General features: G+C 34.7%; 12 protein-coding genes. 9 read left to right on the top strand and 3 right to left on the bottom strand.

Features of this window, described 5'->3' with window-relative positions; genetic code table 11:
• Nucleotides 1-19 precede the first annotated feature (19 nt).
• The 7 genes from HOO91_01970 (at nucleotide 20) to HOO91_01940 (ending at nucleotide 10820) form a co-directional block, all read left to right on the top strand.
• Nucleotides 20-745 carry a type III pantothenate kinase gene (locus HOO91_01970; protein NOU16313.1) on the top strand — a complete coding sequence of 242 codons (726 nt, stop codon included), beginning with the start codon at nucleotides 20-22 and terminating at the stop codon, nucleotides 743-745.
• A complete protein-coding gene (locus HOO91_01965) occupies nucleotides 732-2012 on the top strand; it encodes a hypothetical protein (GenBank protein ID NOU16312.1) in 1281 nt (426 codons plus the stop codon). Before HOO91_01970 ends, HOO91_01965 begins: the two co-directional genes overlap by 14 nt.
• A 57-nt stretch (nucleotides 2013-2069) precedes the next feature.
• Nucleotides 2070-2681 carry an LPS export ABC transporter periplasmic protein LptC gene (lptC, locus tag HOO91_01960; GenBank protein ID NOU16311.1) on the top strand — a complete coding sequence of 204 codons (612 nt, stop codon included), beginning with the start codon at nucleotides 2070-2072 and terminating at the stop codon, nucleotides 2679-2681.
• A 420-nt stretch (nucleotides 2682-3101) separates the two neighbouring features.
• Nucleotides 3102-5207, top strand: a complete 2106-nt coding sequence (locus tag HOO91_01955; GenBank protein NOU16310.1) for a peptidylprolyl isomerase — start codon at nucleotides 3102-3104, stop codon at nucleotides 5205-5207.
• A 170-nt stretch (nucleotides 5208-5377) separates the two neighbouring features.
• Nucleotides 5378-7036, top strand: coding sequence for a hypothetical protein (locus HOO91_01950; protein NOU16309.1), 1659 nt, complete (start codon nucleotides 5378-5380; stop codon nucleotides 7034-7036).
• Nucleotides 7037-7048: 12 nt separating this feature from the next.
• Complete coding sequence (locus tag HOO91_01945; protein NOU16308.1) at nucleotides 7049-8410, top strand: hypothetical protein; 1362 nt, start codon at nucleotides 7049-7051, stop codon at nucleotides 8408-8410.
• A gap of 40 nt (nucleotides 8411-8450) precedes the next feature.
• A complete protein-coding gene (locus HOO91_01940) occupies nucleotides 8451-10820 on the top strand; it encodes an OmpA family protein (protein NOU16307.1) in 2370 nt (789 codons plus the stop codon).
• 131 nt (nucleotides 10821-10951) lie between these two features.
• Here HOO91_01940 and HOO91_01935 read toward each other — a convergent pair whose 3' ends face one another.
• The 3 genes from HOO91_01935 to HOO91_01925 form a co-directional block, all read right to left on the bottom strand.
• Complete coding sequence (locus HOO91_01935; GenBank protein ID NOU16306.1) at nucleotides 10952-12319, bottom strand: DNA/RNA non-specific endonuclease; 1368 nt, start codon at nucleotides 12317-12319, stop codon at nucleotides 10952-10954.
• Nucleotides 12320-12855: 536 nt separating this feature from the next.
• Nucleotides 12856-13752, bottom strand: a complete 897-nt coding sequence (locus HOO91_01930; GenBank protein ID NOU16305.1) for a DNA/RNA non-specific endonuclease — start codon at nucleotides 13750-13752, stop codon at nucleotides 12856-12858.
• 249 nt (nucleotides 13753-14001) lie between these two features.
• Nucleotides 14002-15579 (bottom strand): serine hydrolase, encoded by a 1578-nt coding sequence (locus HOO91_01925; GenBank protein NOU16304.1) that lies wholly within the window; start codon nucleotides 15577-15579, stop codon nucleotides 14002-14004.
• Between the two features lie 153 nt (nucleotides 15580-15732).
• Here HOO91_01925 and HOO91_01920 point away from each other — a divergent pair, with 153 nt between their 5' ends.
• Together HOO91_01920 and HOO91_01915 are read left to right on the top strand one after the other, a co-directional pair.
• On the top strand, nucleotides 15733-15990 hold the full coding sequence (locus HOO91_01920) for a SemiSWEET transporter (GenBank protein NOU16303.1): 258 nt from the start codon (nucleotides 15733-15735) through the stop codon (nucleotides 15988-15990).
• Between the two features lie 219 nt (nucleotides 15991-16209).
• Nucleotides 16210-16851 carry a hemolysin III family protein gene (locus HOO91_01915; GenBank protein NOU16302.1) on the top strand — a complete coding sequence of 214 codons (642 nt, stop codon included), beginning with the start codon at nucleotides 16210-16212 and terminating at the stop codon, nucleotides 16849-16851.
• Nucleotides 16852-16867 lie beyond the last annotated feature (16 nt).

Below are 16867 nucleotides of genomic sequence, written 5' to 3'. Positions count from 1 at the left end.
AAATAAATTTTTTTACAGGATGAACCTTGTTATCGATATCGGAAATTCTTTAACTAAAGTTGCTATTGCCGAGGGTGAAACTATAATCAATGTTGATAAATATGAATTTTTATCAACTGAAGTTATTGATAAAACCATATCGAAATATTCTCCTGATAAAGCAATTATTTCAAACGTAGGCAAGATTGATAAAGAAGTTGCAAGTCATTTAATAAGTATTATTCCAACAATTGAATTTAACAGTTTAACTAAAATACCTATCACCAATAATTATAAAACGCCACAAACCTTGGGGCTAGATAGAATAGCTTTAGTGGTTGGTGCTAATTATCTCTACCCTTCTACAAATCTACTTGTAATAGGTTGTGGTACCGCTATTACATATGATCTAATAGATAATAAAAGTCAGTACCATGGAGGTGCAATATCACCTGGTATTGCACTAAGATTTAAATCATTACATCAGCACACCGCAAACCTCCCGCTTTTAGAACGAGTAGATACATTTGAATTGATTGGCTCAAGTACATCAGAATGTATTGAGTCAGGAGTGCTAAACGGGGTTATTGGTGAGATTGATTACTATATAAATCGAATAAAAGAAGAGTTTCCCTCGCCAATGGTAATAGTAACAGGGGGTGATGTGAATTTCTTTGTTAATAAGTTAAAAAATAGCATCTTTGTAGTCCAAAATTTAGTAATAATAGGCTTAAACCGAATACTTGAATTCAATGCAAAACATTAAAAAAACATTCTTAACCAGCGCATTAGTTATTGCCTCAATTTTTGCTTACACTCAAAGTGTCAATACATATTCACCCTATTCACGCTATGGGGTTGGTCAAATACCAACCCGTGGATTTGCTGCAACAAAAGCAATGGGAGGAATTTCACAGACCATAAGAAACCCTTTTGGAATAAACTACCTAAACCCTGCTTCATATACCGCTCAGGACTCAATGTCGTTTATCCTAGATTTTGGAATGGAAACTGGTGGAACTAAATATGAGACCTTGGATCAATCAGCAACCAACGGATCCGGAGGAATTCACCATATCGCCATATCTTTCCCAATGACAAAGTGGTGGGGAGCAAGTATTGGTATTGTACCATATAGCCATGTTGGTTATAAAATTAAGAATTATGAAACAGATCCAATTCTGCTTAGTTCCATTGGTCGTATTAAATACTATCATAGCGGCGAAGGAGGAATTAATCAAGCATTTATTGGGAATGCCTTTAAGTTAAAAAACTTATCGGTTGGTTTTAACCTTTCATACTTCTTTGGTAGCCTCGATTATATTAATGAGATTGTTTACCCTTTAGATAAACAAAGTTCCTATGCTAATTTTAAGGAAAGAAACAGTATCGTTATAGGTGATGTCGCTCTCAGTGTTGGAGCACAATACACATTGTTTGTTAATAAACAAGATAATAACTACTTTCAATTTGGCGCTACTTTAGATAACGAATCCAGTATTAGAGCCAAACGAAAATACTTTGCACAATCGGAACTTGCTGGTAGTGCCGATACGGTTTCATTTAAGGATAGCACATATGGTCATATAACTTTCCCGCGAAATATTAGCGTAGGTGCTGCCTATAATTATAAAAACAAGATTTTCACTTCAATTGAATACTCCACTCAGAATTGGTCTAACTCCATGTTTTTGGGGACAAAACAGCCTCTTTCAAACTCCCAAACTTATCGTTTTGGAGTTGAGTATACACCAAATCGTAATGATTTAAAGAGTTATTTCAAAAGGGTCAATTACAGATTCGGCTCACACTATACCAACTCATATATTAAGATTAATGATGATCAAATTAATGAGTATGGAGTTAGTGCTGGAATGGGTTTCCCTTTTCGGAATAACACAAAATTCAACGTTTCTTTTGAGTTGGGAAGACGAGGAACAACTAACAATAATCTTGTAAGAGAAACCTACGGATTATTTAGTCTTAGTTTAACATTCTATGATTTCTGGTTTATTAAGAGAAAGTACAACTAATTCCCTCTAATACTTTATTGTTCCATTTTTATTACGGTTGAAATATTATCTGAACTTGTGAGTAGCTTTAACTTAAAGAAGAACCATAAAAATCTGATATTCTTTACCCTTGTAAGTTCATGGGTTATTACACTTTTTTCATGCACTAATAATATAGATATAGCAAGTGTACTAGAGAATAAAGAGGATAAAGCTTCAATAACTGCAAAAAAGTCAGAAATTATATATACAGAGAATGGGAAGGTTAAACTTAAAGTAATTGCCCCGGTAACCAAAATCTTTCAAAACGTTGAACAACCATACACAGAATTTCCAGAAGGTATAACGGTGTACAACTTTTCTGACTCAATGGAAATTGAATCAGAACTTACCTCAAATTATGCCAATTACTACGATAAAAAGAAACTTTGGTCTGCCAGTAACAATGTTATAGCTAAAAACAAAAAAGGAGAAACCCTAAATACTGAGCATCTTTTTTGGGATCAAAACAAAAGAACAATCTATACCGAAGATATGGTTAAAATAACCACAGCAGATGGTATTCAATATGGTCAAGGTTTTGTTTCTGATGAAGCTTTTAATAATTGGGAAATAAAGAAACCTAACAGTTTCTATTATTTGGATGAAAATACAGAGGTGAAAAAGGATTCTACTTTAAGCAAGAAATAATTCATTAGTGTCTTTTTGTGTAAATACTTGTCTTCAGTTGTACTCTAATATTTGATGAAAAAATTAGCCTATATCCTTGAAATGACATGGTTAAGTCTATCTGCAATTTGTTTAGCCATTGCATTGTATACATTTATTTTTCCTGGAATAAAGGCAAATTCTATGTTTTTGGTCTTAAGCATAGTTGCGTTCCTTATGTACCTTATGAGAAGATCTAGACGTTTAAAGCAATCTTGAGGCTTTTCAAAATTGCTTTTTTCAACATTCACTACTCCCTAAAAAAGCATATTATTTCTAATATAATTAATAATCGGCTATTTTTTAAAAATTGAAGCTCGACTTTTGAAAGGCAAAAACTAAAATTGCTATATTCGTAGCTTCAAAAAAACGAAATTAAAAAGAGAACTAAATAAGAATTAAATGGCTACACTAGAGAAATTAAGAAACCGAGCAGGTGTTCTTCTAGCAGTTGTAATTGGAATAGCACTTTTTTCATTCATCCTAGGTGATTTTGTCAAACCAGGTAAATCGATTTTTGCAAATTCTGAACATGAACTAGCTAAAATAGCAGGAAGATCAATTCCTTACCAGTTATACCAAGGAAAAGTTGAGGAAATCTATGAGATTAATAAACTTTTTACAGGTAAAAACAATCTTGATGAACAAACCTCAGAGAACTTGCGTGAACAGGTATGGCAACAACTCGTGAGAGAGAATGTGATGGATGATCAGTATAAAGATCTTGGTCTGGCATTACATCCCGATGAGCTGTTTGATATGGTTCAGGGTCGTAATATTCATCCCATGATTCAGCAACTTTTCGGAAATCCTCAAACAGGCGAGGTGAAAAAGGAAGCAATTATCCAATTCCTTAAGAGGATGGATGAAGATCCGAGCGGTCGTCAAAAAACAATATGGCTATATGTTGAGAACGAGATTAAAACTGAGCGTATTTTTACAAAGTATACAAATTTAATTCGCAAAGGTCTTTACGCAACTAACCTAGAAACTCGTAGATCCATAAATGACAAAAATACTAAGGTTGATTTTGCTTATGTAAATAAACCTTACTCTTCAATATCAGATTCTTTAGTTAAATACACTCAATCTGATTTAGAAAAATACTACGATTCTCACAAACAGGATTATGAGCAAAAGGCAACACGTGATATTGAATATGTTATTTTTCCAATTCGTCCTTCCGATGAAGATAATAAAATTGTAGAAGAGTGGATCAATAAAGTTAAGGGAGAGTTTCAAAATGCTCCTGATGCAAAACAGTACGCAACCCTTAATTCCGATACCCCATTTGACGGTAAAAACTATAAAGATGGTGAACTGCCAAAAGATTATAATAATTGGGCTTTTCTTGCAAAGCAAAGCGATATAATGGGACCAATTTACGATGGGAATAGCTATAAACTTGTAAGACTTGCAAGTATTAACTACTTGCCAGATTCTGTAAAAGTTCGCCACATCCTAATTAGCCCCATGGAAAAAACCCAAGAGTCCGTTAATAAAGCTAAAGCAACTGCAGATAGTTTATTAGCAGTTTTGAAAAGAGGTGGAAGTTTTGAAAAACTTGCAAAGGAATACTCTAGTGATCCTGGCTCAAAAGATAAAAGTGGAGAACTAGGTTGGGTGCGTGAAGGTATGATGGTTAAACCATTTAACGATGCGTGTTTTAATGGGAAAAAGGGAGAACTTTCTGTTGTTGAAACACAATATGGTTATCATATAATAAATGTGGTTGACAAAGGTAAAGAGGTTAAAAAGGTTCAAGTTGCTGTTGTTGAAAGAAAAGTTACTGCTAGTTCCAAAACTATTCAATCAATATTTTCAGAAGCATCCCAATTTGCTGGAACAAATACAACCAAAGAGCTATTCACAAAAGCTGCTACTAGTAAAAAATTAACCCCACGCATTGCTTCAAACCTTCTTGCAAACGATCGTAAAATTGCTGGCCTTGATAATCCTAGGGAAGTTATCCGCTGGGCATTCAAATCTAAAAAAGGAAATGTATCAGAAGTTTTTGAACTTGGAGAAAATTTTGTAGTTGCAACTCTTTCAGAAATTCGTGAGGAAGGTTTTGCCCCTCTTTCTCAGGTTAGGGAAGAAATAAGGTTAAAAGTTATTCTTGAAAAGAAGGGAGAAGTTCTGTCACAAAAACTCCGTGATGCGATGAAAGGTTCACAAAATATTGAATCAATTGCGCAAAATATTGGTTCTAGGGTAGAACAAGCTTCAAGGGTATCTTTCAGCTCTTTCTCATTACCAAATGCTGGGGTTGAGCCATCAGTAATTGCTACAGCAACTATTAGTCCCGAAGGAAAAATTGTAGGTCCAGTTATTGGAAATAGTGGCGTCTTTATACTTAGCGTAACAGCCTTGAATAAAGAAGAAGGGGATTTAATATCTGAAAAAAATAGAATTCAAGGTTCATATGCCTCACGGGCTTACTACGAAGCTTATGAAGCCGTAAAGAAAGATGCAAATATTAAGGATAATCGCTCGAAATTTTATTAATATTTTCAATAAATTACGAATAAAAAAGGAGGGTTTTAACCCTCCTTTTTTGCTCTAAATCCATTTTTACTTGATCAACAATAAATAAATATCTAAATTACATCGCTTATATTTAATCAATTTGGCATTTTATACGTAAAAGTGCAAATAGAAACCTAACCACTACATATATGAAAACCAGAATTGTTAAATGGCTTGGAGTTTTATTAATAGGGATGACTGGCTGTTACGACTACTCAAATTTTCAGAACATCGCTATTGATCCTTTCTCTCCATCGTTTGTATTTCCTGTGGTGAAATCCAAGATTACATTTAAAGAACTTGCAGAAAAAAGTGGAGCCAATACGCTAGTTGAACAGCATCCCGGAAGTAACATGTATTTTCTGGCCTTCCGAGACACTATTGACATTGGATTGGCAACCTCACTATTTAACATCCCTCCAATAACATTTAACGATACCTACGGACTTTCTGCAGGTGAAATTCCTCCCATTTTTCCTGCAGGAACTGTACTGGGACCACTTACAAAAACATATGATCAAACCTATACGACTTTTGCTGGAGCCGAACTGAAAAGAGTTGATTTATCAGGAGGAACACTTCAGGTAAGTCTTACTAATACATTTAACCACAGTATCAGCGGAGATATTACCATCACTTCGCTTAAAAATGTATCCAATAGTTCAACTGTATTAAATTTTACGTTACCTAATAATGGTTCAACCTATAATAATTCTATTAACCTAAACGGATACTACTTAGATCTTTTAGATGCCCCAAGTACTTACAATAATGTAAAATACTCCGTAACCGCCACAATCACCTCAAGCGGGAACCCGAGTTTAGCAGGGAATATAGCAATACAATTATCAATAAATAGCCCTACCTATCAAAAGATAACAGGGAAAATTAACTACTCTTTTATTCATACAAACCAACCCTACTCAATCAGCATTTTCAATTCAACAATTCTTGCACAACAGCATTTGGCAGAACCAAAACTTTCATTGGATTTTATAAATAGTTTTGGCATACCCTCAAATGTGAATTTTACTCGTTTTGATGTTGAGAATAATCTGGGTACTATTATTTCGGTTACAAACAGTGCAACAACTCAACCTGGAGACCTGCTGATAGGAACTCCTAATATGCTTAAATACGCCACAATCAGTAAACCCGTTGATACTACTAAACTTAAACTTGACCATACTAATTCTAATATTGAAGATGTTTTTGATATTGCCCCCCGCACTATTGGTTTTGGTGCAACCTTTGGTATCGGTGATGCAACTACAAATCACGATTATTTTATAAGAAACGATAGCAAGTTTCAACTATTATCTGAAATAGAAATACCACTTCTTGGCTGGGTGGTTACCAATCAGATTGCTGATACAATAGCAAATATTAATTGGCCAGATCTTCAAAATTCGGATATCCTCCTTGATGATTCAACAAAAGTTACCTTAAAGTTTAAGTTTTCAAATGAGTTACCTTTAGATATGTACCTCCAAGCGTACTTTCTGAATCAGGTAGGATTAGCTGTTGACTCATTATACAATACTGGATCCAATTGGTTTATAAAAAGTGCTCCGGTTGCTGCGGCAACAGGGGAGTCTTCTGGCTCAACCAATGCTTATTCTTATGTCAAAATGAATAAAGTCAAATACGATAAAATATCAACATCCAAAAACATGATTTTGCTCTTTAGATTTAAAACGGGTGGTGCTGACAACATTCCTCCTCAGAATATTACTATTCTTTCAACAAATTCAATTGCAGTTGATATGAGCGTAGAAGTTAGTGGAACAGTTAAGCCTAAACTCTAAAATTGTTAACCCGTGAAAAGAATATCAATTATAATACTCAGCATAGGATTGGTTTTACATGTTAAGGCTCAATCGGAGCTAACATTGCCTTTCTTAAGGGATGTTTTTCAATCCTCATATATTAACCCTACTGTTCTTCCTGAACATACAGTTAGTCTGGGATTACCAGGGATGTCTTCGGTTTATGGTCAGGTTATCCAAAATGGTCTTGTTTTGAAAGATTTTACGGATTTCAGGAACGACACAACACATATTAACCCCAATAAACTATTAGCTGGACTAAGTGATAAAAATCTTATTTACACAGGGACAACTGTAGATATTTTTCACTTACGCATAAAAGTTCGCAATGGCTACTATTGGATTGGTATAAGAAACAATCTTAATTTAGGGTTACAGTACCCCAAAAGCCTCATGTCCCTAATAATAAATGGGAATAAGCAATTTATTGGTAATAGCCTTGATTTATCTAATACTAGAGTTGATGTGACCCTTTACAATGAGTATTCCTTCGGTATGGCAAAAGAACTTAATCGATGGGTATTCGGTGGAAGAGTGAGTCTACTGCAAGGATTATCAAATGTTCAGTTTGAACCTAAAAGTTTTAACATCAGCATTGATAATGACATGTATGTTCATACCGCTGAAGCTGACGTGAAAATGAATACAGCCGGTATACCCAAAAATAGTAAGGGCGATTTCAGTTTCGATCATGCTCAGGATATAACCTATTTAACAAACTATTTTTCTAATTTTAATAATAAGGGGGTATCCCTCAGTGCTGGGGTAACATATAAATTAGATGATAAAACAAGATTTTCTGCCGCCTTTTCTGATCTGGGGTATATAAACTGGAAGGATAGCGTTACAAACTACACTATGAAAGGTACAACTAACTTTGGTGGTGTCGATATGCTAACTGGATGGTTATACAACAATGAAATTAATACTGATTCTTTGATTAATAAGATGAAGGATGATTTTGTTCGCGATACAATTCATAGCAACTATAGAACATACCTACATCCTAAATTCTTAGTATCGGCAAGTTACGATATATTCCGCCGAACAACCATTGGAATATCAGCCACAGGGGTTTACAATAAAAAACTTTACCCCGCATTTACGCTAGGACTCTCACAGGGTTTAGGTAGATTTCTTAATCTGATCTCAACAATATCCTACAACCAGAAAACAATTAATAACCTTGGCGTAGGTTTGGTTATTAAGCCAGGGCCTATGCAGATTTATATAATTGCTGATAATGTTTATCCTGCAATTAATCCGCTTTATACTACAAACGTTAATTTCAGGTTTGGAGTAAATCTAGTATTTGGAAGGGTTAAATCGGCGGTTGGATTACCTTACCGATAATTGCAATTTTTATGTTATGAAGAACTCAACAAAGACCACTATGAAAAAACTCATTAAACATATACTCCCAATTGCAGTAGGATTTTTACTGATTGTTGCTAATGTACCAGCACAATCAACCTTTGCACCCCAAAATCTAGGATCAAGTATAAACTCAGAATATTCTGAGATTAACCCTGTTTTATCTATAGATGGTAAAACGTTGTATTTTTCTAGAGTTAATCACCCAGAAAACACTGCTGGTCGTTTAAATAGTCAAGATGTTTGGTATAGTACCCTAAATGATGATGGTACATGGAGTCTCGCTAAACGACTACCAAAAGAGGTTAACATTGGTCGCTATAACGCTATTCTTGCAGCCCTAAGCGATGGCAAATCATTTCTAATTAATGGCGTCTATAATAGAAGAGGAACTTTGTGGCTAGAGCGCGGATATTCTATCATTGAAAAGATTGATGACCATACTTGGGGTAAACCCAAACGCATTCATATCAAAGGTTATTCACGAATGAACAAAGGCAAGGTTTCAAATGCTTATATTTCACCCAATAGAGATCTTTTATTCTTGGCCTATTCTCCAAAACCTAATAATTCAAAGTTAACCATTTACGTATCTAGGCAAAGTGATAGCTTAAGATACGATAAACCCAAAGAGCTTAAAGGTGAATTAAATAAAGGTAAAAGTGCCGAAGCACCATTTCTTAGTGCAGATCGAAAGACTATTTACTTTTCTGCCAACTATGGTAATGGTCGTGATAATTTTGATTTTTACAAATGTGAACGTACTGATGATTCATTTCGAAAATGGTCAAAACCTGAATTAATCACTGACTCCATAAACACACCCAATTGGGATTCGTACTATAAACTTAATGTCAAAGGAAGTTGGGCTTACTACTGCTCAATTACCAACTCTCTGGGTAAATCTGATATTTTTAGAATTAAACTCTTTGAAGAGAACCCTTTTGTGAAGGTATCCGGTTTAATTCTTAACAAACTGGATGAAACTCTAATGCAAGTTGATACCTGTTATCAAATATTAGTTAATGGAGAATTTCATCCTAACATCAAAATTGATAAAGCATCCGCTTCATATGAGGTATTACTCCCCCTGGGTAGCCTTTACTCTATAAAACCTGTCTTAAAAAACTGGAATGGGATATCAAGCGATATCGATGTAAGGAATGTAAAGGAATATTCTGAATCTAAATTAAACCTTTACCTATCAACAATACCGTTTGTTTTAATTAAAGGAAAAATCATTGATAAAAGAACTAACCTGCCCATTTCTCTTGAGAAAAATCCAAGGGTTCTTATCAACGGTCTGGAATATGACTCCGTTAAATACGATCAATTCTCGGCAAGCTACCAAGTACTCCTTCCACTTGGCTCAAAGTATGTGGTAGAAGCAAAAGTTAAAAATTTTATATCAAAAGCAGATACAGTAGATGTATTAAAGGAGACTGTTTACCAAGAACGTGAGGTCAATCTATATCTATCCTCTCATCCATGGATTGAAGTCAAAGGGGTAGCACTCGATAATAATTCGTTTACCCCAATTATTGGAAATTCAAATCCAAAACTTGTTATAGATGGTGTTCGAGTTGATAGTATTATTATTGATCCTGCATCGGGTGAATTTACTATTCGACTTCCTTATGGTAAGAAATACAAAACTGCTATCGCTTCTAAGGATTATAATACTATTGAAAACGAACTTGATCTATCTGGCTATGTTGAGTTTACAACGGTAAAACATAATGTATTCGGTGAGCGAAAGGATGCAAAAATGGCCATTCTTTCAGGTAAAGTTATAAATACTAAAACAGACAAACCCCTTGAAATCGGTATTCCAGTTAAACTAAAAATTAATGGGGTTGTTTCTGCAGCATTTAAATACGATTCTGTTAAATTGGAGTATACACTTAAACTCCCCGTTGGTTTTGTATACGATCTTACTCCATCGGTTTACAATTTCTACAATAAATATGAACCCCTAGATCTTACCAAGGTTGCTGCAATGACCAAAATCCCAAAGAATTTTTATGTTACTCCTATTGAGGTTGGTCAATCGGTTGATATTGAGCATGTTTTCTTTGAAACTGCAAAAGCAGAACTAAAACCGGCATCATTTAAATCTCTTAATGCTCTAGTTTCATTCCTAAATGAGTACCCAAATGTACGGGTTGAGATTAGTGGGCATACCGATAATGTTGGTGCCGCATATATTAACATGTCCATATCAGAAAAAAGAGCCCAGTCAGTTGCAGAATATGTCATCTCTATGGGCGTACAAGCGTCAAGGGTTGTTTCTAAGGGATATGGTTTAACTAAGCCCAAATACACCAATAAAACGGCTCAGGGAAGAGCAAAAAATAGAAGAGTTGAGTTTATGATTACTGGAATATAGACTATTTATTGATCGTTTAAAAAAAGAGACCGTCTCGTTTTACTTTTGAGACGGTCTCTTCCTTTTCATTCAAAACCTTAATTAACCTTTGTAAACCTATTGTTTTATAAAATATATAGCCAATCTAGTTATTAGCTTGTTGCACCCGTATCAACCGTAGATTCAATTGCGCTTTGTATTGTAGTAGATACACTATTTAGAAAATCATAACCAGTTTGATTTTCAATATAATCTACTGTAGTACGATATCCTCCCCATGCACTACTTACACTTTGAGTATTCGGTGTCCATATAGCAATTACACGAGTAGCTGAGGTTATTCTTGTTACATCGTTAGTTCCAACTGGAAGCACAACGACTATTTTCCAAACATAAGCAGGAACTACAATGTTTTTGGTCGAAATTAAAGTTTTTGCTCCAGCAGAACCTGTTCCGCCTTGTCCCCATGGGCCTGATATGATATATAATTCATTACCAGCATTAATAAGAGTTCTGCAATAATTTTCAAGGTTAACCCAGGTTTGTTGATTATTAATTGGTGCCTGTGGAATCATATTGGTCATTAGGAATGTTGCGGAGTTATCAGCTACGGAACCAGTTCTATCCGCACTTGGACACATATGTCCTCTATCAAATCCCGAACCTGAAAAATCTGTAGCCCCTACTTGTACCCAACCAGCAGGTAAAGTAACATCAGCACGAAAATCGTCCTGCCTTGGAGTAGTACCAATCCATGCGGTACTAAGATGCCATGATACCCAGTTACAAGTTCTCTTACTATCATTATATGACATTGTATACTGCGTTTTGGTCATTAGGTAATTATTGGGATAAGATGTGCTTGTAACAGCACCTGAAGGATTTCCTAGTGCCATATTATCATCACATGATGGGGTTCCACCGCCTCCACCACCGCCAGAATAGTCGTTAATTGTGAAATCATCAATATTAATACGTGCTGTACCTCCTGAAATTTTCCGGATTTCAAATCTAACATTCCCTGATTGGCTAACGGTAAATGAAACTTTTGTAAGAGTTGTTGATGAGGTGGTTACAGTTGAACCCATTTTTGTCCAACTTGTTCCGCCATTCGTTGAAAGGTAAAGATCCCAAGTACTTGTAGCATCTGTACCAAATTTAGCATGGTAAATATCGACAGTGCTGGCACCATTTGCATAATCAAACTGCATAGTTATTTTTCCAGTATTCCTAATTCTGGCCGATTTTGTACCGTTCTTTCTATCGGTAGACAGTGTTCCTAGAAGCGCATCGTTAAAATACCAAGATCCGCTTGTAAGGGTTACACTCGCTGCCGTATAAGCAGTTTTAGTCCCACTTTCAAAATTCTCAGCCATTGGTGATGCTGTTGCTTTACGAAGTGTTTCCTGTGTTGAAACTGTTGGCTCAACATACTCCTTTTGGCAGGAGATAAAAAAAGCAGTAATAGCTATCAAGGCTGATAATACTATGATTCTGCTTCGTAGTAAATTTTTTTTCATGATATATAGTTTAAAAGTTAGGTAACTAAATGTAAGGGTATTTATTACTAAGAATGAAAATTAAATATTAACAGTACGTTAATAAATAGAATTGTTCTTTACAGCTAAACGATTGTTTTAGACGAAAAGAATCTGTTCTTTCCTTTTTATGAAAAAAGAATATATCTAGTCACTTCTTCTGGGTGATTTTTCCAAAAAATGAACTTTTGTCTTTTAAATAAAAACACTGAAATTAAGTTTAATCCTATCAGTTTTATTTTCTATTTGATAAGTTTATTGCACTATATATCAGGGTTTATAGTTGAATTAACAAGATTGAAATTGCAGCATTGAACTGTAGATATTTGAACAAGTAAATCGAATTGTTTGCAAAATATTTTTTCTCGATGAATATTGAAAAATCAGGAGAATCTAATAACAATTAAAAAAGGAACCATCTCGATATATTTTTGAGATGATTCCTTTCTATTAAAGAAAATCTTATTTATCCTCTATGACTTAATTGCTTATTAGCGGGAGATAAACCTGATTAAATACTAGCTGGTTGCACCAGTATCAACTTTAGATTCAATTGCGCTTTGTATTGTAGTAGATACACTATTTAGAAAATCATATCCTGTTTGACTTTCAATATAATCTACGGTTTTACGATAACTTCCCCATGAGCTACTAACACTTTGGGTATTTGGTACCCATATAGCAATAACACGAGTAGCTGAGGTTATTCTGGTTACATCGCTTGTTCCATTAGGAAGTACAACAATTACCTTCCAAGTATAAGCTGGAACTACAATACTTTTGGTTGAAATTGTAGTTTTTGTTCCAGCAGAACCTGTTCCCCCTTGTCCTGAAGGACCCGAAATTATATATAACTCATTACCTGCATTAACAAGGGTTCTGCAATAATTCTCAAGGTTAGCCCAAGTTTGTTGATTATTAACTGGTGCCTGTGGAATCATATTGGTCATTAGGAAAGTTGCAGAGTTATCAGTTACAGAACCTGTTCTATCTGCGCTTGGACACATATGACCTCTATCAAATCCTGAACCTGAATAATCGGTACCCCCTACTTGAACCCAACCTGTGGGAAGAGAAGTATCATTCCTGAAATTATCCTGCCTCGCTGTAGAGCCAAGCCATGCGGTACTTAGATGCCAAGATACCCAATTACAAGTCTTCTTAGTGTTGTTATATGACATTGTGTATTGGGTTTTAGTCATCAGGTAGTTAGTTGGATAACTTGTACTAGCAACTGCGCCAGATGGGTTACCCAGTGCCATATTATTGTCACGAGTAGCGGCTGCTTTTTGAATTCCAGTTTGAGGAGGGTTCGATGGTTCAATATTCTCTTTTTGGCAAGAGATTATAATAGCTGACATAGCTATAAGAGCAGTTAATGCGATAATTCTGCTTCTTGAAATTAATTTTTTCATAGGTTATAATTTTAAAAAGTTAGGTTCTCCAAATTAGAGCGATTATAACCACTTGTAAATAGCCTCAAAAAAATTCAGTAAAAAAATAGAACTTTTCTATATATTTACGGAGTGTTTTTTAGAATAATGACGTTAAATTACTGTGTTGTTTGGGGTTTAATAAATATAAAGGCTTGCTTTATATACTTATTTTCCAAATATCAAAGTTTTGGTTTAATGCAAAAAATATAAAAACAGGTTTTAATGAATCTATTCTAATTTTTTAAATAACAATTCTTTAAAATCAAAATCGGGGTTTGGAACATTAACTCTCATCTCTTCTACTTTTCCAGCAGCATTAATGATAAAAGTAACTTTACCTTCGGGTAATGATGGAAAATCAGGAAATTGTATAAAGAAAGTATCGTACTGCCAATGTTTTAGTAATGAATGGAACTTAGGTGCCGGAACAAATGATAGTTTAAGAGAACCATTCTCATTTGTAATTATTGCATTTCCATATAGTTCACCACCATATAATCCCTCATATTCTTTTAAGTTAAGAGTTGGATGAGATTCTTTTACCCTTTTTTGCTCTTCCTCAAGGCTACTCTTCTTTTCAAGTTCTTGTTGCCTCTTCATATTTTCTAACATTAGCTGACTCCAATCTGTTTCCTTCCCGCCTAAAAGAACATCAAGCGTTTTAAAAACTAATGGATTATAAACAGAATTATTGCAGTTTGTAAGGATAACAAAACCTACTTTTTCTTCTGGGATCAAGCAGGTGTAAGATAACATACCATCATATCCTCCGCTATGAGATACAATTTTTTTACCAAGATAATCACTAACACCCCAACCCAAAGCGTATGCTTTAAAATGGGTAGATGGAAACTGCTTTTCTGAAAAGAATGATATATTCTGAGGTGTATTAGGCGACCACATTTCCTTACTTCGTTTTTCCGAAAAAATCTGATTTGAGCCAATTTTCCCATTCCTTAATTGAAGTTTCATCCATTTTGCAAGATCTGCAACGCAAGAATTAATTGCGCCAGCAGGAGCAATATTATCCCAATTTAGATAGGGAATTGATATGATCTTATCATTGTACTGAGTATGGCACATTGCTACATTATCCATACTCTTCAAGTCATTTACAGATGTAAAAGTTCTACTCATTCCCAATGGCTTGAATATCTTCTCAGCAACAAAAATATCCCAAGATTTACCACTTACGGAATGAATCACCTCCCCAGCGGTTAAATACATAATATTTGAATAACCAAATCGCTCACGAAAACCATAAACTGGTTTTAAAAATCTTACCCTTTTAATTACCTCTTCTCTTGAATAATTTGAAGCAAACCAAATTAAATCTCCACTAAAGGTAGCCAAACCGCTTCTATGGCAAAGGAGGTCGCGAATTGTCATATTATACGTTACATAAGGATCATACATTTGAAACCAAGGAAGATATTTAATGACCTTGTCGTCCCAATTTACTTTCCCTTCATCAACCAGAATTGCCATTGCTGCAGAGGTAAAAGCTTTTGTGTTGGAAGCAATGGCGAATAGAGTATTTTTATCAACTTTTTCGGGTTTGCCTATCTCTCTAACCCCATAACCTTTAGCAAAGATTACTGAATCATCCTTAACAATGGCTATAGCCATCCCAGGAACTCGCCAATCATTTATTGCCTTTGCATAATATTCATCTAAACATTTTAGATTCTTTTCATTATCCGTTTGGGCAAATGTTGGATAACCTGCTGATAATAAAAAATAGCACAGAAATGTAATAATACCTTTCATTTGGATATTATTACGATTAAGAGTCTTAACTGTCATATAAATTCTAGGTTAGAGAAAATAAAGGTATAACAAAAAACAAATCATTCTTTGCGTTTTTCAACTTTCTTTTTTTGGAAAAATAAATCATTTACTACCATATTAAAAATCTTATGCTTTATTTTACAGCTAAATTGTTTAATAGGTGAAAGTATGAATGTAGAGATTATAGGTATTGTGGCTGGAGTATTATCCTGTACAACCTTTTTACCACAGGTAATTAAAACGTATAGGTCAAAATCGACAGATGATGTTTCTTTATTGATGTTTATTATAGCAGCACTGGGTAGCGCACTGTGGCTTCTTTATGGTATTCTGATCCAGAGTTTTGCTTTGACCTTCACCAATGTAATTGTTTTAGTATTTTCATTAATTATGCTTTTTTTTAAAGTGAAATATAGAGAATCATAATAATAAAAAATACATATTCGCTATATTACCTATAAGCAAAACACACTCCATTGTCATTCCGGGCGAAGTCCCGGAATCTAGCTAAAGAGATGGATTCCTGCATTCGCAGGAACCGAGCGTTTTTTTGCGAGTTCGCCGCAAGGCAATGACAATTTGGATTATTTATTATCCACTAGGTATCATTGCGGACAATCATATAATAAAATTCTTGCTGAGAAAATGGTTCCAAAAACAAAACAACGAATTAAGAACGAGGAAATTGTAAACAGCACTTCTCATGGAATTGGATTACTTATTGCATTTGCATGTACTGCTTTATTGATTATTAGAGGTGCATACTATGGTAATGTTTGGCATATAGTAACATTTAGCATCTTTGGGGCGGGCATGATTAATCTTTATACCGCATCTACTCTATTTCATAGTGCAGTAAATCTAAAAACCAAATCAAACCTTAACCGATTCGATCACTCATCAATTTATATCCTAATTGCAGCAACCTACACGCCTTTTGCATTAGTGGGCATTAGAGGTGCATTCGGATGGGTAATTTTTGGACTTCTGTGGGCAATGGCTATTTCGGGTGTTATCTTTAAGATTTGGTTTTATTCTCTAAAATACAGACGTTTATCGACATGGCTATATGTCATTATGGGCTGGACTGGAATAATTGCAATTGTTCCAATTATTAGGAATGTTCCAATAACCTCTTTATGGTTTTTGATGGCAGGATGTTTAACGTATTCTTTTAGCGTAATCTTTTACTTAATAGAAAAAATTCCTTTTGGACACGGTGTGTTCCACCTACTTATAATCGGTGGAAGTATCTGCCACTTTTTCTCTTTAATATTTATGATTTAACTTTGAATATCTTAAA

The organism is Bacteroidales bacterium, from assembly GCA_013141385.1.
Taxonomy (GTDB): domain Bacteria; phylum Bacteroidota; class Bacteroidia; order Bacteroidales; family Tenuifilaceae; genus UBA8529.
The sequence above is the reverse complement of the archived record's forward strand: the minus strand, read 5'-3'. Positions and strand labels throughout refer to the sequence as shown.

What these genes read in the sequence shown, in the direction of transcription:
- HOO91_01970 (NOU16313.1), top strand. Translation starts at nt 20, where the DNA reads ATGAACCTTGTTATCGATATCGGAAATTCTTTAACTAAAGTTGCTATT.
- HOO91_01965 (NOU16312.1), top strand. Translation starts at nt 732, where the DNA reads ATGCAAAACATTAAAAAAACATTCTTAACCAGCGCATTAGTTATTGCC.
- HOO91_01955 (NOU16310.1), top strand. Translation starts at nt 3,102, where the DNA reads ATGGCTACACTAGAGAAATTAAGAAACCGAGCAGGTGTTCTTCTAGCA.
- HOO91_01950 (NOU16309.1), top strand. Translation starts at nt 5,378, where the DNA reads ATGAAAACCAGAATTGTTAAATGGCTTGGAGTTTTATTAATAGGGATG.
- HOO91_01940 (NOU16307.1), top strand. Translation starts at nt 8,451, where the DNA reads ATGAAAAAACTCATTAAACATATACTCCCAATTGCAGTAGGATTTTTA.
- HOO91_01935 (NOU16306.1), bottom strand. Translation starts at nt 12,319, where the DNA reads ATGAAAAAAAATTTACTACGAAGCAGAATCATAGTATTATCAGCCTTG.
- HOO91_01930 (NOU16305.1), bottom strand. Translation starts at nt 13,752, where the DNA reads ATGAAAAAATTAATTTCAAGAAGCAGAATTATCGCATTAACTGCTCTT.
- HOO91_01925 (NOU16304.1), bottom strand. Translation starts at nt 15,579, where the DNA reads ATGACAGTTAAGACTCTTAATCGTAATAATATCCAAATGAAAGGTATT.
- HOO91_01920 (NOU16303.1), top strand. Translation starts at nt 15,733, where the DNA reads ATGAATGTAGAGATTATAGGTATTGTGGCTGGAGTATTATCCTGTACA.
- HOO91_01915 (NOU16302.1), top strand. Translation starts at nt 16,210, where the DNA reads ATGGTTCCAAAAACAAAACAACGAATTAAGAACGAGGAAATTGTAAAC.